This window comes from Burkholderia sp. BCC1208 (assembly GCF_902833095.1).
In the GTDB taxonomy this organism is placed as follows: Bacteria; Pseudomonadota; Gammaproteobacteria; order Burkholderiales; family Burkholderiaceae; genus Burkholderia.
The window spans coordinates 695,524-716,784 of record NZ_CADFDY010000001.1; the positions used below are offsets into that span (position 1 = coordinate 695,524).

The following is a 21,261-nucleotide window of genomic DNA, read 5'->3' on the forward strand; positions in this document are numbered from 1 at the left end:
CGTCTTCCTCACCAGTTGCGGAACCGGGCCGGCGGCGCATAGAGCCCGCCCGACCAGTGCACGAGATCCTTGATCGAACGCGCGGCGAGCCAGCGGCGGTCGGCGTCGAGCGGATCGATGCCGAGATCCTCCGGCCGGCGGATCACGCCGCGCTCGCGCAGCCGCTCGACCATCTTCCGGTCCCGGCCGCGACCGACGTCCGTATAGCCGGCGACGCCGCGGATCGCGTGCTCGCGTTCGTCCTTGTCGCGGCACATCAGCAGGTTCGCGATTCCTTCCTCGGTGACGATGTGCGTGACGTCGTCGCCGTAGACCATGATCGGCGCGAGGTCGAGTTGCAGCTTGTCGGCGAGCTTCAGCGCGTCGAGCTTCTCGACGAACATCGGCACGTTCTTGTCGCCGAACGTCTCGCCGATCTGGACGACCAGCTTGCGGCCGCGCCGCAGCGCCGCCGGCGTGTCGGGGTCGGCTTGCGCGCCGGCCTTCAGCCACGGCTCGCTCGGATGGCGGCGGCCGCGCGCGTCGCTGCCCATGTTCGGCGCGCCGCCGAAGCCGGCGATCCGCTCGGCCGTGACCGTCGACGAATGGCCCGCCAGATCGATCTGCAACGTCGAGCCGATGAACATGTCGCACGCATAGAGGCCGGCCGTCTGACAGAACGCGCGGTTCGAGCGCAGCGAGCCGTCGGGGCCCGTGAACCACACGTCGGAGCGCGCGCGGATGTAGTCGTCCATCCCGACTTCGGAGCCGAAGCAATGGATCTGCTCGACCCAGCCCGATTCGATCGCGGGAATCAGCGTCGGGTGCGGATTGAGCGCCCAGTGCGTGCAGACCTTGCCCTTCAGCCCGAGCTTCTCGCCGTAGGTCGGCAGCAGCAGCTCGATCGCGGCCGTGTTGAAGCCGATCCCGTGGTTCAGGCGCTTGATCCCGTACGGCTCGTAGATGCCCTTGATCGCGAGCATCGCGGTCAGGATTTGCGTTTCGGTGATCGCGGCCGGATCGCGCGTGAACAGCGGCTCGACGTAGAACGGCCGGCCGGCCTCGACGACGAAATGCACGCGGTCGCCCGGGATGTCGACGCGCGGCACCTTGTCGACGATGCGGTCGACCTGAGCGATCACGACGCCGTCCTTGAACGCGGTGGCCTCGACGACGGTCGGCGTGTCCTCGGTGTTCGGACCCGTGTACAGGTTGCCGTCGCGATCGGCGCTCACGGCCGCGATCAGCGCGACCTGCGGCGTGAGGTCGATGAAGTAGCGGGCGAACAGTTCGAGATAGGTATGCACCGCGCCGAGCGCGATCTTGCCGCCGAACAGCAGCTTCGCGATCCGCTGCGACTGCGGGCCCGAATACGCGAAATCGAGACGCTTCGCGATCCCGCGCTCGAACACGTCAAGATGCTCGGGCAGCACGACACCCGACTGCACCATGTGCAGGTCGTGGATCCTCGCGCTGTCGACGTCGGCGAGCGCCGTCGCGAGCAGGTCGGCCTGCTTCTGGTTGTCGCCTTCGAGGCAGACGCGGTCGCCGGGCCGCAGCACGGCTTCGAGCAACGCGACGGTGTCGCGCGCATCGATCCGCTTGCCCTGCGCGTAAGCCGCGCCGGCCGCGAGGCGTGCATCGCGCGCCTGCCGCGCGTGATTCCATCCCGTCATGAATAGTTCTCCGCTTCGATGGTTCAGCGGCATTCTAAGCCTGGCGCCGCCGCCGATTGATGATGTTGCAGAATGCGACTCAGAGGACGCCGCGATGGATGCGGCCCGCGCGCGGGCCCCATCCATCGTCCTAGGGCCTGTTCACGCTGATAACGGGCTTGCGAACGTGCCTTTCCGCCCGCAGGGCAACAAGAGAGGAGGCGCAATAGCCGTCGCTATTGCAACGACGAACGACGCCGCCATGCGGGCGGAAAGGCACGTTCCCCTGTTTGAAAAAATTCGTTCGCGGGGCTGGCCCCCAGAAGGGCCGATCGCCGCGTCATGCTCCTCGCGAATACGTCGAGTATTCGCTTCGTCGCAATCCTTGCGCTCGGCCCTTCTGGGGGCCAGCGCAAGCCCGTTATTAGCGTGAACAGGCCCTAGGCACCGACCAGCGCGCGCGTCGTGAAGAACAGCAGCGAGGGACCGAGCAGGCAGCCGACGCCGGTATGGAACGTCGCGACCAGCGCGCCGTACGGGACGAGCCGGCGGTCGGTCGCGGCGAGCCCCGCGCTCACGCCGCTGACGGTGCCGGCCAGCCCGCCGAAGATCATCGCGGAGCGCGGCGTCTTCAGGCCCATGAAGTTGGCCGCGACCGGCGTGCCGACCATCACGATGATCGCCTTGACGAGCCCCGTCGCGATGCTGAGCGCGATCACGTCGGAGCTCGCGCCGATCGCCGCACCCGTGACGGGCCCGACGATGTAGGTGACGGCGCCCGCGCCGATGGTCGTCATGCTGACCGCGTCGGTATAGCCGAACGCGCGCGCGATGCACGCACCGACGATGAACGGCAGCACGGTGCCGAGCAGCAGCGACACGACGCCGACGAGCCCGGCCTTGCGCGCCTCGGTCGGCTGCACTTCGAACGCGGTCGCGACGATCGCGAAATCGCGCAGCATCGCGCCGCCCATCAGGCCGATGCCGGCGAACAGCTTGACGTCGGCCAACCCCTTCTCGCCACCGGTGAATGCGCCGCCGACGTACGCGAGCACGAGACCGATGACGATCGCGATCGCCGAGCCGTGCACGCGGCCGAACGTGAGCTTGCGCGACGCGATCGACGACAGCCACATGATCAGGCCGACCAGCGCGAACGACGCGACGAGCCCGTTGTGGGCGACGGTTTTTTCGAGCATTTGCAGCATGGCGGCCTCCGTTATTGTTCTTCGAATTGCGGCACGCCCGCGAAGGCCGTGTCGTCGCGCCCCGTGCGAGCGAGTACCGCGATGCAGCATGCGCAGATCGCGACCGCGCCGACGGCGGCCAGCAGCGCGACCGGGCCGCCCTTCAGCGCGGCGACGACGTTCTGGTTCGCGGCCATCGCGACGACGACCGGGATGTACATCGCGCCCCAGAAACCGACGCCGGCCTCGGTCTCCTTCGGCAGCCAGCCGCGCCGGTGCAGCCACAGGCGCAGGCAGATCAGCAGCAGCATCGCGATGCCGACGCCGCCGACGTTGGTCTTCACGCCGATCGCACTGCCGAGCAGGTCGCCGAGAAACAGTCCGGCCAGGTGGCAGAACGCCAGCAGCGCGGTTCCGTAGATGATCATGAGTCGTCTCCAGTCTCTTCGTGACGGGCGCCTGACGCGTGCGGGAGCCAGGCCCGCACGCCGAACCCGGGCGGACTGCGTGTCTCCTGCGGCGGTGCGCCGCGGCCCGGCGGCTCGTCGTGCGAGCGCGTTCTCGGGGTCGATGGGATGATGCGGTTTCGGGCCGGACGCCGGATGGCTTAGACTGACCGATGCAACCGGCGGCGCGACACGGGCTACGCGTCCGGTGCCCCTCGTTCGCGGAGGCCGCACTGGCGCGTGATCCGATACTAGCGCCGCAAAATCCGGCCATTTATGAAGTTGTCGAAATCGATTCAGTGGATTTAGCAATGCGTCCGTTACCGCCCGAGTTGCTGCGCAGCTTCGTCGCCGTCGCCCAGTCCGGCAGCTTCACCGCCGCGTCCGAGCGCGTGAACCTGTCGCAGTCGACCGTCAGCCAGCATATCCGCCGCCTGGAGGAGCTGCTCGACCGGCCGCTGTTCGAGCGCGACACGCGCAACGTGCGCCTGTCGCAGCACGGCGACGCGCTGTTCCGCTACGCGGTGCGCATCCTCGAACTGATGGACGAGGCCGTCACGTCGGTATGCGGGCCGCCGCTGTCGGGCAAGGTGCGGCTCGCGATGTCGGAGGATTTCGCGTCGGCGCACCTGACGGCCGCGCTCGCGAGCTTCGTGCAGCGCAACCCGGACGTCGAACTCGCGATCTCGACCGGGCTGTCGGGCGATCTGTTCGATGCGCTGGACGAAGGCCGGCACGATCTCGTGTTCGCGAAACGCATTGCCGGCAGCCGGCGCGGCCGCGTGATCCGCAGCGAACCGCTGTACTGGTGCACCGGCCCCGATTCCCGGATCACCGGCCACGAAGCCGTGCTGCCCCTCGCGATGCATCCGGAACCGAGCGTGTCGCGCCGCCGCGTGCTCGAATCGCTGGAGGCCGTCGGACGCCCTTACCGGATCGCCGTCGTGAGCAGCAGCATCGCCGTGTTGCGTGCGGCCGCGAGCGCGGGGCTCGGCGTCAGCGCATTTGCCGGCTACGTGATCCCGGCCGGGCTCGCGCGGCTCGAGGCGGGGCTGCCGGAACTCGGCGAACTCGAATACGTGATCGATCGGCCGGCGGCCGCGTCGCGCTCGACGCTCGCGCTGGAAGCCACGCTGATCGCGGCGGCAGCCGAGTTGTAACGGCGTCGCGCGCAGTGCGCGCGGTCGCGCCCGTACCTGACGGCTTTGCCCGGCACGCGTCATCGTCCGCGCAGCACCCGCTCGCGACAATGGGACCCATCGGAACGCGCCGCGCATCGCCGCGCGCCTCCGGTACCCCGTCCCCTTGATCGGAGCCCGCCATGAAGAACGTCCTGCGATTCGCCGTCGCGACCGCTGCAGCCGTGCTGCTGTCCCCCGCCTTTGCCCAGACCGACGCGTCGGCCCCCGCACAGGGCCTGACACGCGCGGAAGTCGTCGACCAGCTCAGGCAGGCCTATCTCGACGGCGAACTGCCGACGAACGACGGCAACTACCCGCCGAACGCCGCGACCCGCGCGCGCAACCGCGAACTCGTGCAGGCCGTGAACCCCGCGTGGCTGGCCCATGTGCCGCCCGCCGGCCAGGCGACGTCGCAGCAGTGAGCGGCGCCGCCGCCGCGCGCGATCGGATCGGGATCAGGGCAGGAAACTGCGGCGCCGCGCGTCGATCAGTTCGACGAGCAACCGGTCGCGCTCCGCCGCAAGTTCCTGCATCGAGCGCTCGCCCTGGATCGCGCGCAACTCGTCGTTCAGCTTGCGATCGACTTCCGGATCGAACGACGGCGTGCCGAGGTCGTCCCACCAGCTCGTGATCGGCCCCGACAGGTGTTCGAGAAAGTGCGCGATCCCGCCCGCGCCGCCGCCGAGGTGATAGGTCAGGCACTGCCCCATCAGCCCCCAGCGCAAGCCGGGGCCCCACGCGACGGCCTTGTCCGCATCGGCGACGCTCACGACGCCTTCGCCGACGAGGTGATACACCTCGCGAAACAGCGCGGCCGCGAGCCGATTCGCGACGTGGCCGGTCATCTCCTTGTTCAGGACGATCGTCTGCTTGCCGAGCCCGTCGTAGAAATGCTTCACGCGCGCGATCACGTCCTGGTCGGTCGCGTCGCCGCCGACCAGTTCGACGAGCGGGATCAGGTGCGGCGGATTGAACGGATGCGCGATCAGGCAGCGCTCCGGATGCTTCGCGCACGCGGTCTGGATATCGGACATCTTCAGGCCCGACGAACTCGACGCGATCGGCACGTGCGCGGGCAACACGTCGTCCATCTGGCGATAGAGCGCGCGCTTCAGGTCGAGTCGCTCGGGGCCGTTCTCCTGCACGAAGTCGACGCCGTCCAGCGCGCGCACGAGATCGGCGTCGAACGACAGCCGCGCGGCAAGTTCGGCGGCCCGTTCGCCGAGAAACGCGGCGAGCGCGTCGCGCAGCCGCGCATCGGCCTGCGGGGCCGGGTCGGTGGCGACGACGTCGAAGCCCTGCGTCAGGTAGAAAGCGGCCCAGCTCGCGCCGATCACGCCGGCGCCGACGATCGCGATACGTCGAATGTCCATGATTGTCCCGTGTGGTTGGTCTGCGGATATGCCGCGGCGATTGTCGCATCGAATCCCGCGCGCATGCGTCGATGCAGATTGCGCGATCCCTCTTGAAATGCGTGGCGGCGACCACTAATTAAGCGTCGTCGGGCAGTGACTCACGCAACACACCGCCCCCGTATCGACCCAGTGGAGCCACCCGTCGCGCCCGCCGCAGGCGTCGCGCCGTCACGTCTCCCGCGTTCCCTGTTCAGGAGGACCAACATGAGCGGTATCCATCACGGCTATGACCTGTTCGACGAATTCGCCCGCGTGCAACGGCAGGTGGCGAGCCTGCTCGGCGAACGCCCATCCGGCATCCGGGCGGGGCGCCCCGGCGCCTTTCCCGCACTCAACGTCGGCGCCACCGACGATGCGATCGAGATCGTCGCATTCGCGCCCGGCATGGCCGCGACCGACTTCGACGTATCGATCGACAAGGATCTGCTGACGATCAGCGGCGAGCGCAAACCGGCGCCGCGCGAAGGCGACGACGTGCGCACGTATGCGCAGGAGCGCTTTCACGGCGCGTTCCGCCGCGTGGTCGAATTGCCGCGCGATGCGGACCCCGATCAGGTCAGCGCCCGTTACGAAAACGGCTGCCTGCTGATTCGCGTCGGGCGGCGCGAAGCATCGAAGCCGCGTGCGATCACCATTCAGTAACCTTCAGGATACCGACATGAACACGAATCCGACCCTGGCCGAACGCCATCCGAGCACCGTTCACGCTGCCGCCGCCGAAGCCGCCCGCCGGCCGGCGATCACCCCGTCCGTCGACATCGTCGAGGACCGGAGCGGCGTCACGCTGCGCGCCGACCTGCCCGGCGTGCCGCGCGAGAACCTCGACGTGAAGGTGCACGACAATACGCTGACGATCGAAGCCGCGACGCACATCGACACGCCGGACGACCTGCGCATCCGGCACGCTGAAGTGCGCGCGACGCGCTATGCGCGATCCTTCGTGCTGAGCGCCGACCTCGACACGTCGCGGATCGACGCGAACCTGCGCGACGGCGTGCTGACGCTGACGATTCCGCGCCGCGAGGAAATGCGTCCGCGCCGCATCGACGTGACGGCCGGCAATGCGTAAATGTCGATGCGCGTCCTGACGCGACGCGCATGAAAAAGCCCCGCACCGGCGCGCTGCCGGGCGGGGCTTTCTTGCATCGGGCCGCGCGCATTCAGGCGCGCAGACTGCAGGTTCAATCGAAATCGAACAGGTCGAACACCGACTTCTTGCGACGCTGGCCGTCGTGCCGGTAACGCTCGTCGTGCGAGCGGCCGTCGCGCCCCCAACCGTCGTCGCGGCCGCGCGGCGCGGGCGCATCGCGTTGCGCCGGTGCGGGGTCGCGGCGAGCCGGCGCGTCGCCGGTTTCGCGGGCGATCAGTTTGTCGAGTTCGCCGCGATCGAGCCACACGCCGCGGCAGGTCGGACAGTAGTCGATCTCGATCGACTGGCGCTCGGCCATCAGCAGGTCGGGCGTCTTGCAGACAGGACATTTCATCGCATTGCTCCTTTCCGTTCGAATTTCATTCGGATTCCACATGAGGCGCGCGAGCCGGCCGCCGCTGCGGCCGGCGTCACGCGTGCCGCATCAGTCGCGTGCCACGTGCGCCGCTCGCTTCGCCTTCGCGCGCCGCGCCAGCATGTTCATGCCCTCGACGAACGCCGAGAACGCCATCGCCGCATAGATGTAACCCTTCGGCACGTGCGAACCGAACCCTTCGGCGATCAGCGTCATGCCGATCACGACCAGGAACGACAGCGCGAGCATCACGATCGTCGGGTTGCGGTCGATGAAGCGTGCGAGCGGCTGCGCGGCGAACAGCATCACGGTCACGGCGACGATCACGGCGACGAACATGATCGGGATGTGTTCGGTCATGCCGATCGCGGTCACGATGCTGTCGATCGAGAACACGATGTCGAGCATCACGATCTGGCCGATCGCGGCCCACACCGTCAGGCCGGCCGCGCCGGCGGCCCCGCCCGCGCCGTCGCCGTCGTGCGCCACGTGGTGATGGATCTCGGTGGTCGCCTTCCACACGAGGAACAGGCCGCCCGCCAGCAGGATCATGTCGCGCCACGAGAATGCATGGTCGAACAGCGTGAACACGGGTTCGGTCAGGCTCGCGATCCACGCGACGCTTCCGAGCAACGCGAGGCGCATCACCAGCGCGAGCGCGATGCCGAGGCGCTGGGTACGCGCGCGCTGCGCTTCGGGCAGCTTGTTGCTGAGGATCGAGATGAAGATCAGGTTGTCGATGCCGAGCACGACTTCCATCACGACGAGCGTCAGAAGCGCGGCCCAGACGGCAGGGTCGGCGGCAAGCGTCAGCAGGTAGTCCATGGGATGGGCCGATACGAAAGTGGAAAGCCAGATGATATGCCGCCCCATACTTCGAAAAAATCAGAGAGAATCTGACTTTAGGTTCGGTTTTTACGATATATCCCACTCCGATGCTGAATTTTCGACATCTGTACTATTTCTGGGTCGTCGTGAAGGAAGGCGGTTTCGCGCGGGCGGCCGGCCGGCTCGACATGGCCGTGCAGACGATCAGCGCCCAGGTGCGCGAGCTCGAGAAATCGCTCGGGCACCAGTTGCTGCGACCGGCCGGACGCGGCGTGACGATGACCGACGCCGGGCAGGCCGCCTTCGCACGCGCGGAAGTCATCTTCGAGATGGGCCGGCTGATCCCCGACGACGTGCGCGCGGCGGCCAGCCGGCCGACCGTGCGGCTCGCGGTCGGCCTCGCGGACGGCATCTCCAAACTCGCCGCGCACGCGATCCTGGCCCCGGTGCTCGACACGCCCACGCTGCGGCTGCTGTGCCACGAGGGCGAGCACGACGCGCTGCTCGCGGAACTCGCGCTGCATCATCTGGATCTCGTGCTGGCCGGCCAAGGCGCGCCGTCCGGGTCGAACCTGCGCGTGACGAGCGAGCGCCTCGTCGCGTCGCCGGTCGACTGGTACGGGCCCGCGGCGCTCGTCACGCCGGCCGCGCGGCAGCGCTTTCCGCAGTGCCTGGCCGACCTGCCGGTGCTGCTGCCGACCGCGCATTCGGCCTTGCGCGCGCGCCTCGACGTGTGGCTGGAAAGCGAACGGATCGTGCCGCGCGTGGCCGGCGAGTTCGAGGACAGCGCGCTGATGGCCGTGTTCGCGGCGCGCGGCCTCGGCGTGTTTCCGCTGAGCGAACTCGGCGCGAACGATGCGTCGCTGCTGCGCGGGCTCAGGCGGCTCGGGCGCGCGGGCGACGTGACCGAGGAGATCCACGCGATCCGCTCGCGGCGCGGCGAACATCATCCGCTGACGTCGCGATTGCTGGCCGCGGCGCGCGGCGCGCCGGCCGTCTGAAGCGAGCGCGACATCAAACGAAACTATAATGACGCCCCGGCCATACGAGATGCGCGCGCGCCGATCCTGGCACCGCCCTTGCGCCGCCTCTCGCCGAGCCTTCTGAAAGACGCCATGCACAACCGATTTCGCCTGTTTTCCGTTTCGTGCGCGCTCGCGGCCGCGGCCGTGCTGACGGCATGCTCGTCGCCGCCCAAGCCGATCTACCAGCAGGAACAGTTCGACGCGACCAGCAGCCCGTATGCGCATACGTTCCACTCGAAAGCCGACGCAGCCTGCGAGGCCGCGCGGCGCGCCTTGCTGAGCCAGGGCTACGTGGTGTCGTCGTCGCGCAACGACGCGGTCGACGGCAGCAAGAATTTCCAGCCGAGCAACGACATGCACGTCGTGATCGAGTTTCACGTCGTGTGCGCGGATGCGAATGCGGACGGCTCGTCGAGCATCGCGTACGTGAACGCGGTGCAGGATCGCTATACGCTGAAGAAATCGAATACGTCGGCCAGCGTCGGCCTCAGCGTGTTCGGCTCGCTGTCGCTGCCGATCGGGTCGAGCGACGATGCGCTCGTCAAGACCGCGAGCGAGACGATTCCCGCCGGCGTGTTCTATGAGCGCTTCTTCAATCTCGTCGACCATTTCCTGAAGATCGACCCGGCGCGCCGCGACCGCGCGACCGTGAAGGCCGCCGAGAAGGAGCACGTCGCGCCGCTGCCCGAGCCCGCGCCGACGCCGCAGGGCGAACCACTGAAGATGACGACGCCGGTCGTGCCGACGCCGCCCGCGGCGCCGGTGCCGCTTTCGGCGCCGGGTGTCGCGCCGGGGTCGGGCGCGAATGCCGTGCCTGCTGCGGCGGCGTCGGCCGTCGCGGCACCGGCCGCGATGCGCGCTGCCGCGCCGGCGGGGGCGTCCGGGTCGGGGTCGGCTTCGGGTGCGGCGCCCGCGGCTGCGTCCGCACCTACGCCGGCTTCGGCGGCCGGTCCGGCACCCGCGTCGGCGCCCGCTCCCGCGTCGGCGCCCGTGCCGGCACCTTCGTCGACCTCCGGTTCGACGGCAGCGCCGGTCTCCGCGCCCGCGTCTGCTTCGGGTCCGGCAGCAGCGCCGACCACCGCCGCTCCGTCATCGACCGTCCCCGCGCCTTCGTCAGCGGCATCGGCACCCGCGTCGGCATCGGCGCCGTCAAGCGCATCGCCTGCGCCGGCGGCTGCCGCCGCCCCGGTCGCATCGTCCGCGTCGTCCGCGTCGTCCACCGCGAGCGCACCAGCCGCGCACTGATTGCGCAACCGTATGCGTCGCGCGCGGCCGAATGCGCCGCAACGCGACGGTACGCCCCCCTTCCGCGTCATTCCCGGAAGCCGTTCACGCCCATGCGGCTGTACGCCGGCCGCGCGTCGCCGCGCGAGATTGACCGAAAGGCTGACGGAAAGGCAACGTCGACGCGTCGCGATTGGCCACACGCGACCCAAGCCCGCAGTCACCACACGCGACAATCGCGGGCGCCCTGCCATCTCGCGACTGCGCTGCCTGCCGGCGCCCTCGCCTACCGCAACGTCGCGTGCAGCGTCTGCAGATGCTCGACGGTGGTGGTCACGCCACCGCAGACGATCACCGCGATGTCCGCTGCCGACGCGAGCACCGGCACCGGCCGCTCCAGCGCGGCCAGCGCAGCGCCGCACGCAGGCTCGACGACGATCCTGTGTTCGTCGAGAAACCGCAGCGACGCAGCCACCGCGTCGGCATCGGACACGACGACCGGATGAATCGCGTGGCGTGTCGCCCATTCGACTGCCGCGTCGCACGGCCGCTTCGCGCCGAGCGTCGTCGCGATGCTCGCGATTGCCGCCAGTTCGACCGGACGCCCCTGCGCGAGCGAGCGCGCATAGCAGTCGGCGCCCTCCGTCTCGGCCGCGACGACCGGCACGTCGTGCCAGCCGTTGCGCGCGAGCCCTTCGAGCACGCCGCACAGCAGACCGCCGCCGCCGACCGCAAGCACGATCGCATCGGGCTTCGGGCCCACCGTCGCCATCTCGTCGATCATCGTCGCGTGGCCCTGCCACAGCGCGTGGTCGTCGAACGGATGCACGAACGCGTCGTGCTCGCCGAGCGCCGACTGCGCGAACGCATTCGCCTCCGCCCAGCTCGCGCCGTGCACCACGAGTTCCGCACCTTCGACGCGAATCAGCTCGCGCGCCCGGGCCGAGGTGCTTTCCGGCACGACGACGCGCACCGGCACGCCAAGCTCGCGGCCGCAATACGCGACCGCGATGCCCGCGTTGCCGCCCGACGACGACACGAACCGCCGGGCCCCCGCCGCATGGCGTGCTTCGCAGACGGCGCCGATGCCGCGCAGCTTGAACGAGCCGGACGGCTGCAGCGCTTCGAGCTTCAGCCGGATGGTCCTGCCGAGCCGACGGGACGCGATCGGCGAGTGGATATAAGGGGTCGGGATATGCAGCGGCATGGGACGGAACGCAAGGAGGACGGAGGAAACGCACGCGACTCGCGACGACGCGCATGCGGCAATGACGGTCATCGTACGGCAGGCCCGTCATGCTTTCCAATACCATCGAATGGCGTTTGCTATGCTTCGCAGGCATATCCATCTACCGGACCGGACACCGCATGCGCCAGATCGAACTGCGTCACCTGCGCTACTTCCTCGCCGTCGCACAGGCCGGCAGCGTGATGGCCGGCGCCCGCGCGGCCGGCATCGTGCAGCCCGCGCTGTCGCGGCAGATCCGCGAGCTCGAGGACGCGATCGGCACGCCACTGCTGATCCGTCGCGCGACGGGCGTCACGCTCACGGCGGCCGGCACGAGCTTCCTGCACGATGCGACCGGCCTGCTCGCCATGCTGCAGGACAGCCGCGAGCGCGCGTTGCGCAGCGCGGCCGGCCAGCTCGGCGAACTGCGGCTCGGCGCGCTGCCGAACTGCCTGCCGTTGCCGGTCGTCGCGAACGTTCTCAAGGCGTTTCGCGATGCGTGCCCGGACGTGAAACTGTCGATCGCGCCGATGTTGTCGGCCGAACAGGCGAGCGCGCTGATGCGCGGCCAGCTCGACGCCGGGATCATGGCGTGGCGTCGCGAGGAAGCGCCGCACCTGACGGGCGTACGGCTGTTGAGCGACCGTTTCGTGCTGGCGATGCCCGCGCCGCCGGGCGGCCGCTTCGTCGCGCCGCGCACGCTGGCCGAAGTCGGGATGTCGCTGCCGACCTGCGCGATGCGCAGCGCTCGGCCGCGCACCACCGGTTCCTGATGACGCAGTGCCAGCAGGCCGGCTTCACGCCGCGCATCGCGCAGGTCGGCAGCGACATCCCGACGCTGATCGGTCTCGTCGCGGCCGGGATGGGCTGCGCGTTCGTGCCTGAAAGCGCGTCGCCGACCTGCCCGCGCACGGTCCGGCTCGTCGCGCTCGACGAACTCGCGAGCCGCTTCGACATCGAGTTCGTGTTCGACGGCGCGGCGGCGGCACCGTCGCCCGTCGTCGCGCGGTTTCTCGCGGCGGTCCGCGATGCGGCGGGCGAATCGGGCTGAACGGATGCGGACGCATCGGCGCGGTCGGACGATGCGACTTGCAGCGCCGGCTGTCGGACGGGATTCCCGTTTCCGTCATCCCGGCGTTTCCGCGGTTGTTGCGCACTAAACGACACCGTCGTGCCACCGAAAAATCTTTCAGAACGCCGACGGACGGCACCACGACATCGCAATTTTCAAATTGACACCAAAAACGGCCGTTTAACGCCGATTCGAATCGTCATGGCCCGAAATATACTGCGCCCGCATCCAACCCCTCGTGCCAAAGAGAGGATGCGTTTCCGCCCCGGCCACGGTCCCCCTGTGGTCGGGGCTTTTTTGCTGTCGGGCCTTGCAGAGAAAGGCTTTCCAGCCATTGCGCGACGCCGGCCGCAGGCGCTCGCCCATCGCCGGCCGATGCGCCCTGACAGGCCACTCGCGTGTCGTCTCACGGCCGCCGGACGAATTTGCGAGCGTCGCGCAGGACGACCACGCATCGGCCGCGAAGCGTCAGTGAGCCGCGACTATCTGCCCGAAAGCCGCGATTTCACTCATGACGGAAAGCTTTCGAACCCTCCCCGTCGTTCGCCTGTCCCGCCGAAGCACTGCTCATGGGTCGCGCCACACGTCGCCCGCGCGCTGCATTGTTGACATGAAATCAAGATAATTTCGTCCGGATGCGGCTTTTTCCGCAAAAGTAATGCAGGCACACTTCGCGCTGTCCTCAACGGCTTCGTGCCGTTGTCCCCGATTACAGGAGCTCACCGCGTGAACCCCCCGACTTCCTCCCCGTCCCGCGGCGGCGCCGCGCTGCCGCTGCTCGCGCTCGCCGCCAGCGCATTCGGCATCGGCACGACCGAGTTCTCGCCGATGGGTCTGCTGCCCGTGATCGCCGACGGCGTGCACGTGTCGATCCCGCAAGCCGGCATGCTGATCAGCGCGTATGCGATTGGCGTGATGGTCGGCGCGCCGCTGATGACACTGCTGCTCGCGCGCTGGTCGCGCCGCTCCGCGCTGATCGCGCTGATGTCGATCTTCACGATCGGCAATCTGCTCTCGGCCGTGGCACCGGACTACACGACGCTGCTGCTCGCGCGTCTCGTGACGAGTCTGAACCACGGCGCGTTCTTCGGGCTCGGCTCGGTGGTCGCGGCAAGCCTCGTGCCGCGCGAAAAGCAGGCCAGCGCGGTCGCGACGATGTTCATGGGCCTGACGATCGCGAACGTCGGCGGCGTGCCGGCCGCGACCTGGCTCGGCCACATCATCGGCTGGCGCATGTCGTTCGCGGCGACCGCGGGCCTCGGCCTGATCGCGATCGCCGGCCTGTTCGCCGCGCTGCCGAAGGGGGAAGCCGGCACGATGCCCGACCTGCGTGCCGAACTCTCCGTGCTGACGCGGCCCGTCGTGCTCGGCGCGCTCGGGACGACGGTGCTCGGCGCCGGCGCGATGTTCACGCTCTATACGTACGTCGCACCGACGCTCGAACACCTGACGGGCGCAACGCCCGGCTTCGTGACCGCGATGCTCGTGCTGATCGGCGTCGGCTTCTCGATCGGCAACATCGCGGGCGGCCGGCTGGCCGACCGCTCGCTCGACGGCACGCTGATCGGCTTCCTGTTGCTGCTGATCGCGACGATGGCCGCGTTCCCGCTGCTCGCCGCCACGCATGCGGGGGCCGGCGTCACGCTGCTGGTCTGGGGGATCGCGACGTTCGCGGTCGTGCCGCCGCTGCAGATGCGGGTGATGCGCGCGGCCCATGAGGCGCCGGGCCTCGCGTCGGCCGTCAACATCGGCGCGTTCAACCTCGGCAACGCGGTGGGCGCCGCCGCCGGCGGCGCGGCGATCTCGGCCGGGTTCGGCTACGCGGCGGTGCCGATCGTCGGCGCGCTGATCGCCGCTGCCGGACTCGCGCTCGTCATGCTGCAGGTCACGCAGCGCCGCCGCACGCCGGCCGCCGCGAATTCGTGAGCGCGGACGAGCCCGGACTGCCCGGGCTCGTTGCGCATGCATTTTTACGGCCGCGCAATGCGGCCGCTTTCTTTTTCGACCGACTATCAGAATTCCCTTTCCCAGTCAGGGAAAATCCGGAATATCCCGCTCTCCGTACGCCATTCAAATCGAATCGATTCTATCCATCCAAATGATTCACTCCATCGTTTGTAATTTAACTACGCGCATTCATTCTCCATTCTGTCTGCATTCGTCGCTGTATTCCGTGCGGATCGGAAAATCATGCCACCAGAGCCGATTAGCGTAGCTATTTCTGCATTCCCCGGAAAATATTTCATTCGGAAATTGATAATAAAATTAAACCCCGCAATATTTTCCGGCCTTATTCACCAAACCACCCGACCCATCTGTAACAAAATGAAACAGTTCCAGCTTCAAGATTGAAAGACTCAGCAATTCGGATCAGCATTTACCAGCCGTGGCATATGTATGGAGCACGGCATTAAATCCAATGAAAAACCGATCGTTGAGGAATCAGTGTGAAAGTCGCCATCGCATCCACGACATTAGCGCTCGCGCTGTCAATCGGCCTGGCAACGCCTGCTGCCGACGCCGCCACCTATTCGAACGGTACCACGACCGCCACCTTCAACGTCACGCTGACACTCCAGCCGAACTGCACGATCGCCGCGAACCCGCTGGCCTTCGGCACCAACGGCGTGCTGGCCACCGCGATCAACCAGCAGACGACCGTCAGCGTCACCTGCACCAATACGACGCCGTACAACGTCGGCCTCGATGCCGGTTCGGTCACGGGGTCGAGCGTCGCGAGCCGCCTGATGGCCGGCACGTCGACCGGCAACACGACGACGACCGTCGGCTTCCAGCTGTACCAGGATGCCGGGCGCACGACGATCTGGGGCAATACGCAAGGCACGAACACGGTGGCCGGCACCGGCACCGGCGCCGCGCAGGCACTGACCGTCTACGGCCAGGTGCCCGCGCAGGCGACGCCGAAGCCGGACACCTATCAGACGACCGTCACCGCCACCGTCTACTTCTGACCGGCACCGCCACGCATGACCGCATTACGTCGAACGCTCGCCGCGCTGCTGTGCGCGGCCGGCGCCGCGCACGCCGCGTCGCTGCAGATTTCCCCCGTCACGATCGAATTCGGCACCGACGACACGGCCACCGGCATCACGCTGCGCAATCCGGGCGAACGCCCCGTGTACGGCCAGGTCCGCGTGTTCCGCTGGGACCAGGCCGACGGGCAAGACACGCTGACGCCCACGCAGGATCTCGTTGCGAGCCCGCCGCTAATCCAGGTCGGCACGCAGTCGGAGCAGCTGATTCGCGTCGTGCGCGCATCGCGCACGCCATCCGGCATCGAGCAGAGCTACCGGCTGCTGATCGACGAACTGCCGCAGCCCGGCGAAGCGCCGACCAACGGCGTGTCGATCCGGCTGCGCTATTCGATTCCGGTGTTCGTCGAACCGCCGACCCAGGGCGCACCGCACCTCGACTGGGCGCTCATGCGCGGCGACGGCGGCTGGGTGCTGCGCGTGCGCAACGGCGGCGCGCGCCGCGCGCAACTGGCGTCGGTCGAGCTCGTGACCGGCGACGGCCGCGCGTACCCGCTCACGCACGGGCTACTCGGCTATGCACTCGCGGGGCGCACCGGCCAGTGGAGTGTGCCGCTGCCGGCCGGCGTCACGCTCGGCGGCAAGGTCACGGTGCGGGCAGCCGTCAATTCGCAGCCGGCCAGCGCGGTCGTCGCGGTGGAGCCGCCGGGCTAGGTCGCCGGTGCACCGTCGCCCGGCCCCTTCTCCTTCGCCACGCGCCGGCACGTTCCCGCCCGACGGACGCAGAACGTCGCGACGCGCACGGCGCCTCGTGCTCGCGGCCGTCGTGGCCGGCGGCCTGCTCGTGCGCGGCGGCGCACGCGCGGACGAACCGGCGGCGCTCGTGATGACCGACCGCACGCACGACGTGATCCTCGAAGTCAGCGTCAACGGCGAAAGCACGACGCTGCTCGTGCCTTTCCGCGAACGCGGCGGCCACCTGTCGGCGAGCGGCGCCGATCTGCGCACGGTCGGCGTCGCGACCGACCGGCTCGGCATCGCCGACGCGGCGACGGTCGAGCTCGACACGATCGCCGGCCTGCGTTACCGCTACGACGCGGCCCGCCAGAGCGTCGACCTGGAGATGACCGACGCGCTGCGCCGCCCGCATACGATCGACAGCCGCGCGTTGCCGGCGACGGAAGCGGCCACCGCGTCGCGCGGGATCGCGATCAACTACGAGGCCTACGCGCAGACGATCGGCGACCGGCAGTTCTCGCTCTACACCGACGTGCGCTACTTCGATCCGAACGGCGTGTTCAACACCACCGGCACCGCGTATTTCTACAACGGCCAGCGGCGCTACACGCGCTTCGATACGTCGTGGAGCCGGTCGGACCCGGCGCGGCCGAGCACGACGCAGATCGGCGACGCGATCTCGGGATCGCTCGCATGGACGCGCTCGGTACGCCTCGGCGGCTTCCAGTGGCGCAGCAACTTCGCACTGCGGCCCGACCTCGTGACGTTCCCGATCCCGTCGCTCGCGGGCTCCGCGGCGGTGCCGTCGGCGGTCGACCTGTACATCAACAACGTACGCCAGTACACCGGCAACGTGCCGAGCGGGCCGTTCATCATCCACGACGTGCCGGGCATCACGGGCGCCGGCCAGGCGACGGTCATCACGCGCGACGCGCTCGGGCGCACCGTCGCGACCTCCGTGCCGCTCTACGTCGACACCCGCATGCTGTCGGCCGGGCTGTCGAGCTACTCGTTCGAGGCCGGCTTCCTGCGCCGCAACTACGCGCTGCAGTCGTTCGACTACGACGCGCGACCGGCCGTCAGCGGCTCGATGCGGCGCGGCGTCAGCGATACGCTGACCGTCGAAGGGCATGCCGAAGCGACCGCCGGCGTACTCAACGCCGGCGTCGGCGCGCTGATGCGGCTCGGCTGCGCGGGCGTCGTGAGCGGCGCGGTCGCGGGCAGCGTCGGCCGCTATCCGGGCACGCAGGTGAGCGTCGGCTACCAGTTGATCGAACCGCGCTTCTCGATCAACGCGCAGACGATCCGCGCGTTCGGCCGCTACGGCGACCTCGCGTCGCGCGACGGTGCGCCGGTGCCGGCGGCGACCGACCAGGCGACGCTCGCGTTGCCGTTCATGCACCGCCAGACGGTGTCGCTCAGCTATATCGGCTTCCGGCTGCCGCAGGGCCCGAGCGCGCGGATCGGCACCGTGTCGTACACGCTGAGCTTCGGCGATCTCGCGTCGCTGAGCGTGAGCGCCTACCGCGATTTCGCGCAGCAGGGCGCGAACGGCGCGTTCGTGTCGCTGAACATCGGGCTCGGCCGCAACACGTCGATCAACACGACCGTCGGCCGCCAGCGCGGCCAGTCGAACTACACGGTCGACGCGAGCCGCCCGCCCGACTACGACGGCGGTTGGGGCTGGGGCGTGCAGACGGGCGGCACGGGCGCGGTGCCCTACCGGCAGGCGCAGTTGCGCTACCTCGGCCACGCGGGCGAAGTCATCGCCGGCGCGCAGAGCATCGATCGACAGACCGGCGCATCGCTCGACGTCAGCGGCGCACTCGTGTTCATGGACCGCAGCCTGCAGTTGTCGCGCCGCATCGACGACGGCTTCGCACTGGTGTCGACCGATGGCGTCGCCGGCATCCCGGTACTGCACGAGAACCGCGTGATCGGCACGACCGACCGCGCGGGACACCTGCTCGTGCCCGACCTGAACGCGTACCAGAACAACCAGGTCGCGATCGACTCGATGAAGCTGCCCGCCGACGCGCGGATCGCCCGCACGTCGATGACGGTCGTGCCGCAGGCGCAATCGGGCGTCGTCGCGCATTTCGGCGTGTCGCGCTATCGCGCGGCGTCGGTGATCCTGCACGATGCCGCCGGCAAGCCGCTGCCGGCCGGCGCGCGCGTGCATCACGCCGAAAGCGGCGCGGACACGATCGTCGGCTACGACGGGCTCACGTTCGTCGACGGGCTGAAGGACGACAACCATCTCGCGATCGATTACGGCACGCAGCATTGCGTCGCGGAATTTGCGTTCACCGCGCCCGCCAACGGCACGCTGCCGACCGTCGGCCCGCTCGCCTGCAAGGCGGCGCCATGAGGATCGTGCTGCTGCTCGTCGTCGCGTGCGTCGCATGGTGCGGCATGCCGCGTCACGCTCAGGCCGAAACGTGCACGGCCACCGCGTCGACCGTCAACTTCGGCTCGGTCAGCCCGATCTCGCGCGCATCGGTCGCCGCGACCGGCACCGTCAGCATCACGTGCACGTGGTCGGCCATCACGCTGACGCCGAACGTGCTCGTGTGCCTGAGTCTCGGCGGCACGAGTCCGCGCAGCCTCGTCAACGGCACCAACGCAATGCAGTACGACCTCTACCTCGATGCCGCGCACTCCGTCGCGTGGGGTTCGATCTATTCCGGCACGACGCCCGCCTCCGTCACGCTCGTCAAACCCGCCCTCGGCACCAGCGCGAGCGCCACGGTCACGATCTACGGACAGATCACCGCGAACCAGCCGACCGTTCCGACGACCGGCAACAGCACGACCGCCTACTCGCAGACGTTCGGCGGCAACACGACATCGATCAACGCGGGGTTCTACCTGCTCGGCGCGCCGACCTGCGCGTCGTTGACCACGTCGAACGGAACCTTCCCGTTCAGCGCGACGGCGAACGTGATCAACAACTGCAACATCAGCGCGACCAACGTCAACTTCGGCACCGCGAGCGTGCTGTCGGGCGCGCTCGCCGCAACCGGCTCGATCACCGCGCAATGCACCAACGGCGATGCGTGGAAGATCGCGCTGAACGGCGGCGGCAGCGGCAACGTGACGGCGCGCCAGATGCAGCGCAGCGGCGGCGGCGGGACGATCAACTACGGGCTGTACACGGACGCGGCGCGCTCGATCGCGTGGGGCGACGGCACGGGCGGCAGCGCGACGGTCACGGGCGTCGGCACCGGCACGTCGCAGGTCGTGACGGTGTACGGCGCGGTGCCGGCGCAAACCACGCCCGCGCCGGGCAACTACAGCGACACGATCACCGCGACGATCAGTTTCTAGCGGAAACGACGGGACGACGGAGCGCGCGCCGCTCAGAACGTGACGGTCCACGCGGGCGCCGGACTCGCGCCGACGCTGCGCGGCATCGATCGCCGGTCGGGCAGCGGCGCACGGCTCAGCACGAACGGCGTGCCGAGCGCGCAATTGACGCTCGGCATGTCGGCATCGACGGCCTGTCGAACGGCGGGGCCGATCGTGCAGGTTTCCGGAATGGTGAGACTGACGCGCAGCGGAATCGACGGTTCCGCGCCGCCCGCGAGCGGCCCTGCGCCGAGCATCGCGAGCGCGATCGTCGTGCGGGTGATTTGGCCGGGTGTCATCGTGCGGCCCTCCTTCGTGCATCCATCCAGCATATGCGCGAATTATCGGCGTGCACGCGGAAAACTTGAACCGCGCGCACCCCGATCCGGCCCCGCCGCGTCAGTCAGCGCCCCGCGGCAAACCCGCCGAAAAACGCGCGCGCGTTCGCATCGAGACTCTCGAGGTGATAGCCGCCCTCCTGCACGATCACCGTCGGCAATCCGAGCGCGCCGATCGCGCCGCCCAGCCGGCCGAACCCGTCGGTCGTGACCGCGACCTGCGATTGCGGATCGTCCTTGTAGATGTCGAAGCCGAGCGCGAGCACGAGCGCATCGGGCTGGAACCGCGCGAGCGCGCGCAGCGCGTCGTCGAGCCGCTCGAAGAACGCCGACTCCGGCGCGCCGTGCGGCATCGGCAGGTTGAGGTTGAAGCCGTCGCCGGCGCCCGCCCCCGTCTCTTCCTCGTAACCTGCAACGACCGGGTAGAAGTTGGTCGGGTCGCCGTGAATCGACACGTACAGCACATCGTCGCGGCCGTAGAAAATCTCCTGCACGCCCTGACCATGATGCATGTCGGTATCGAGGATCGCGACGCGGCGATGGCGACCCAGCAGCGCCTGCGCGGCAATCGCCGCGTTGTTCAGGTAGCAGAAGCCGCCGGCCGCATCGCGACGCGCGTGATGGCCGGGCGGCCGGCACAGCGCGTAGGCTTCGCGTGCGCCGTCGTTGACGTCGGCCGCCGCGGCCAGCGCGCCCTGCGCGGACCAGTACGCCGCGCGCCACGTGTTCGCCCCCACCGGGCAACTGCCGTCGGCGAGATAGCGCGCGGCTTTCGCGAGCACGCCGCGCAGCGGGTTCGGATCGCGCACGAACACGTTCGACATCACTTCGTCGCCCCAGTCGTCGGGCATCCGCTTCCAGTCGCGGTGCGCCTCCTCGAGAAAGCGCAGGTAGTTCATGTCGTGCACGGCCGCGATCGGCGCGGTGCCGCGGTCGGCCGGCTCGCGCACGTCGAAGTCGAGCGACCGGACGGCCCGGACGAGCCGCGCCGCGCGTTCGGGCACTTCCTGCGGCTCGCGCATCTGGCCGCGCGACAGATAGCTGCGCGGATGGTGCAGCAGTTGTTCGGGATGGAAATAGGTTTTCATGGTGGTCC

The 21,261-nt window shown here is 68.9% G+C and carries 20 protein-coding genes and 1 pseudogene; 12 read left to right on the forward strand and 9 right to left on the reverse strand.

Annotation, left to right across the window (positions count from 1 at the left end; translation table 11 throughout):
* Positions 1 to 8: 8 nt before the first annotated feature.
* The 3 genes from mdcA to madL all read right to left on the reverse strand — a co-directional run bounded on the left by mdcA (position 9) and on the right by madL (position 3,249).
* Positions 9 to 1,655: a malonate decarboxylase subunit alpha gene (gene mdcA / locus HWX09_RS03135; protein WP_027784057.1), complete on the reverse strand. Its 1,647-nt coding sequence runs from the start codon at positions 1,653 to 1,655 to the stop codon at positions 9 to 11.
* A gap of 419 nt (positions 1,656 to 2,074) precedes the next feature.
* Positions 2,075 to 2,842, reverse strand: a complete 768-nt coding sequence (madM, locus tag HWX09_RS03140; protein ID WP_027784056.1) for a malonate transporter subunit MadM — start codon at positions 2,840 to 2,842, stop codon at positions 2,075 to 2,077.
* An 11-nt stretch (positions 2,843 to 2,853) separates the two neighbouring features.
* Positions 2,854 to 3,249 (reverse strand): malonate transporter subunit MadL, encoded by a 396-nt coding sequence (gene madL, locus HWX09_RS03145; RefSeq protein WP_006485307.1) that lies wholly within the window; start codon positions 3,247 to 3,249, stop codon positions 2,854 to 2,856.
* A 329-nt stretch (positions 3,250 to 3,578) separates the two neighbouring features.
* On the opposite strand from madL, the gene HWX09_RS03150 reads away from it, so the two are divergent.
* Entirely contained in the window at positions 3,579 to 4,427 is an 849-nt protein-coding gene (locus tag HWX09_RS03150) for a LysR substrate-binding domain-containing protein (protein WP_027784055.1), read from the forward strand.
* Between the two features lie 161 nt (positions 4,428 to 4,588).
* On the forward strand, positions 4,589 to 4,870 hold the full coding sequence (locus HWX09_RS03155) for a DUF4148 domain-containing protein (protein WP_027784054.1): 282 nt from the start codon (positions 4,589 to 4,591) through the stop codon (positions 4,868 to 4,870).
* 33 nt (positions 4,871 to 4,903) lie between these two features.
* Here the strand turns inward: HWX09_RS03155 and HWX09_RS03160 are convergent, their stop codons facing one another.
* Complete coding sequence (locus HWX09_RS03160) at positions 4,904 to 5,821, reverse strand: 3-hydroxyacyl-CoA dehydrogenase NAD-binding domain-containing protein (RefSeq protein WP_027784053.1); 918 nt, start codon at positions 5,819 to 5,821, stop codon at positions 4,904 to 4,906.
* A 246-nt stretch (positions 5,822 to 6,067) separates the two neighbouring features.
* On the opposite strand from HWX09_RS03160, the gene HWX09_RS03165 reads away from it, so the two are divergent.
* Both HWX09_RS03165 and HWX09_RS03170 read left to right on the forward strand, forming a co-directional pair.
* Positions 6,068 to 6,505: an Hsp20/alpha crystallin family protein gene (locus HWX09_RS03165; protein WP_027784052.1), complete on the forward strand. Its 438-nt coding sequence runs from the start codon at positions 6,068 to 6,070 to the stop codon at positions 6,503 to 6,505.
* 16 nt (positions 6,506 to 6,521) lie between these two features.
* The gene (locus tag HWX09_RS03170; protein WP_027784051.1) at positions 6,522 to 6,932 is read left to right on the forward strand and encodes an Hsp20/alpha crystallin family protein; all 411 of its coding nucleotides are present in this window, start codon (positions 6,522 to 6,524) and stop codon (positions 6,930 to 6,932) included.
* A gap of 112 nt (positions 6,933 to 7,044) precedes the next feature.
* On the opposite strand, the gene HWX09_RS03175 is transcribed toward HWX09_RS03170, so the two are convergent.
* Positions 7,045 to 7,347: a zf-TFIIB domain-containing protein gene (locus tag HWX09_RS03175; protein WP_027784050.1), complete on the reverse strand. Its 303-nt coding sequence runs from the start codon at positions 7,345 to 7,347 to the stop codon at positions 7,045 to 7,047.
* A gap of 90 nt (positions 7,348 to 7,437) precedes the next feature.
* Positions 7,438 to 8,193 (reverse strand): TerC family protein, encoded by a 756-nt coding sequence (locus tag HWX09_RS03180; protein WP_027784049.1) that lies wholly within the window; start codon positions 8,191 to 8,193, stop codon positions 7,438 to 7,440.
* A 110-nt stretch (positions 8,194 to 8,303) separates the two neighbouring features.
* On the opposite strand from HWX09_RS03180, the gene HWX09_RS03185 reads away from it, so the two are divergent.
* Together HWX09_RS03185 and HWX09_RS03190 are read left to right on the forward strand one after the other, a co-directional pair.
* Positions 8,304 to 9,197: a LysR family transcriptional regulator gene (locus HWX09_RS03185; RefSeq protein ID WP_027784048.1), complete on the forward strand. Its 894-nt coding sequence runs from the start codon at positions 8,304 to 8,306 to the stop codon at positions 9,195 to 9,197.
* A gap of 114 nt (positions 9,198 to 9,311) precedes the next feature.
* Entirely contained in the window at positions 9,312 to 10,466 is a 1,155-nt protein-coding gene (locus HWX09_RS03190) for a DUF2242 domain-containing protein (RefSeq protein ID WP_027784047.1), read from the forward strand.
* A gap of 265 nt (positions 10,467 to 10,731) precedes the next feature.
* Here the strand turns inward: HWX09_RS03190 and HWX09_RS03195 are convergent, their stop codons facing one another.
* Complete coding sequence (locus HWX09_RS03195) at positions 10,732 to 11,652, reverse strand: pyridoxal-phosphate dependent enzyme (protein WP_027784046.1); 921 nt, start codon at positions 11,650 to 11,652, stop codon at positions 10,732 to 10,734.
* Between the two features lie 161 nt (positions 11,653 to 11,813).
* Between HWX09_RS03195 and HWX09_RS33800 the strand changes: the two are divergent.
* From HWX09_RS33800 to HWX09_RS03225, 6 genes and pseudogenes are all read left to right on the forward strand, one after another.
* A pseudogene (locus tag HWX09_RS33800) lies at positions 11,814 to 12,724 on the forward strand (LysR family transcriptional regulator).
* Positions 12,725 to 13,471: 747 nt separating this feature from the next.
* Positions 13,472 to 14,671, forward strand: a complete 1,200-nt coding sequence (locus HWX09_RS03205) for an MFS transporter (protein ID WP_027784045.1) — start codon at positions 13,472 to 13,474, stop codon at positions 14,669 to 14,671.
* A 533-nt stretch (positions 14,672 to 15,204) separates the two neighbouring features.
* The gene (locus HWX09_RS03210) at positions 15,205 to 15,717 is read left to right on the forward strand and encodes a spore coat U domain-containing protein (RefSeq protein ID WP_051421413.1); all 513 of its coding nucleotides are present in this window, start codon (positions 15,205 to 15,207) and stop codon (positions 15,715 to 15,717) included.
* Positions 15,718 to 15,732: 15 nt separating this feature from the next.
* Complete coding sequence (locus tag HWX09_RS03215; RefSeq protein WP_027784043.1) at positions 15,733 to 16,452, forward strand: molecular chaperone; 720 nt, start codon at positions 15,733 to 15,735, stop codon at positions 16,450 to 16,452.
* 97 nt (positions 16,453 to 16,549) lie between these two features.
* Positions 16,550 to 18,847: a fimbria/pilus outer membrane usher protein gene (locus tag HWX09_RS03220; protein ID WP_230469127.1), complete on the forward strand. Its 2,298-nt coding sequence runs from the start codon at positions 16,550 to 16,552 to the stop codon at positions 18,845 to 18,847.
* A complete protein-coding gene (locus HWX09_RS03225; RefSeq protein WP_027784041.1) occupies positions 18,844 to 19,806 on the forward strand; it encodes a spore coat U domain-containing protein in 963 nt (320 codons plus the stop codon). Before HWX09_RS03220 ends, HWX09_RS03225 begins: the two co-directional genes overlap by 4 nt.
* Positions 19,807 to 19,838: 32 nt before the next feature.
* On the opposite strand, the gene HWX09_RS03230 is transcribed toward HWX09_RS03225, so the two are convergent.
* A complete protein-coding gene (locus HWX09_RS03230; protein WP_155257346.1) occupies positions 19,839 to 20,126 on the reverse strand; it encodes a hypothetical protein in 288 nt (95 codons plus the stop codon).
* Between the two features lie 104 nt (positions 20,127 to 20,230).
* A complete protein-coding gene (locus HWX09_RS03235) occupies positions 20,231 to 21,253 on the reverse strand; it encodes a histone deacetylase family protein (RefSeq protein WP_027784039.1) in 1,023 nt (340 codons plus the stop codon).
* Positions 21,254 to 21,261: the final 8 nt, after the last annotated feature.

What these genes read in the sequence shown, in the direction of transcription:
- mdcA (WP_027784057.1), bottom strand. Translation starts at nt 1,655, where the DNA reads ATGACGGGATGGAATCACGCGCGGCAGGCGCGCGATGCACGCCTCGCG.
- madM (WP_027784056.1), bottom strand. Translation starts at nt 2,842, where the DNA reads ATGCTGCAAATGCTCGAAAAAACCGTCGCCCACAACGGGCTCGTCGCG.
- madL (WP_006485307.1), bottom strand. Translation starts at nt 3,249, where the DNA reads ATGATCATCTACGGAACCGCGCTGCTGGCGTTCTGCCACCTGGCCGGA.
- HWX09_RS03150 (WP_027784055.1), top strand. Translation starts at nt 3,579, where the DNA reads ATGCGTCCGTTACCGCCCGAGTTGCTGCGCAGCTTCGTCGCCGTCGCC.
- HWX09_RS03155 (WP_027784054.1), top strand. Translation starts at nt 4,589, where the DNA reads ATGAAGAACGTCCTGCGATTCGCCGTCGCGACCGCTGCAGCCGTGCTG.
- HWX09_RS03160 (WP_027784053.1), bottom strand. Translation starts at nt 5,821, where the DNA reads ATGGACATTCGACGTATCGCGATCGTCGGCGCCGGCGTGATCGGCGCG.
- HWX09_RS03165 (WP_027784052.1), top strand. Translation starts at nt 6,068, where the DNA reads ATGAGCGGTATCCATCACGGCTATGACCTGTTCGACGAATTCGCCCGC.
- HWX09_RS03170 (WP_027784051.1), top strand. Translation starts at nt 6,522, where the DNA reads ATGAACACGAATCCGACCCTGGCCGAACGCCATCCGAGCACCGTTCAC.
- HWX09_RS03175 (WP_027784050.1), bottom strand. Translation starts at nt 7,347, where the DNA reads ATGAAATGTCCTGTCTGCAAGACGCCCGACCTGCTGATGGCCGAGCGC.
- HWX09_RS03180 (WP_027784049.1), bottom strand. Translation starts at nt 8,193, where the DNA reads ATGGACTACCTGCTGACGCTTGCCGCCGACCCTGCCGTCTGGGCCGCG.
- HWX09_RS03185 (WP_027784048.1), top strand. Translation starts at nt 8,304, where the DNA reads ATGCTGAATTTTCGACATCTGTACTATTTCTGGGTCGTCGTGAAGGAA.
- HWX09_RS03190 (WP_027784047.1), top strand. Translation starts at nt 9,312, where the DNA reads ATGCACAACCGATTTCGCCTGTTTTCCGTTTCGTGCGCGCTCGCGGCC.
- HWX09_RS03195 (WP_027784046.1), bottom strand. Translation starts at nt 11,652, where the DNA reads ATGCCGCTGCATATCCCGACCCCTTATATCCACTCGCCGATCGCGTCC.
- HWX09_RS03215 (WP_027784043.1), top strand. Translation starts at nt 15,733, where the DNA reads ATGACCGCATTACGTCGAACGCTCGCCGCGCTGCTGTGCGCGGCCGGC.
- HWX09_RS03225 (WP_027784041.1), top strand. Translation starts at nt 18,844, where the DNA reads ATGAGGATCGTGCTGCTGCTCGTCGTCGCGTGCGTCGCATGGTGCGGC.
- HWX09_RS03230 (WP_155257346.1), bottom strand. Translation starts at nt 20,126, where the DNA reads ATGACACCCGGCCAAATCACCCGCACGACGATCGCGCTCGCGATGCTC.
- HWX09_RS03235 (WP_027784039.1), bottom strand. Translation starts at nt 21,253, where the DNA reads ATGAAAACCTATTTCCATCCCGAACAACTGCTGCACCATCCGCGCAGC.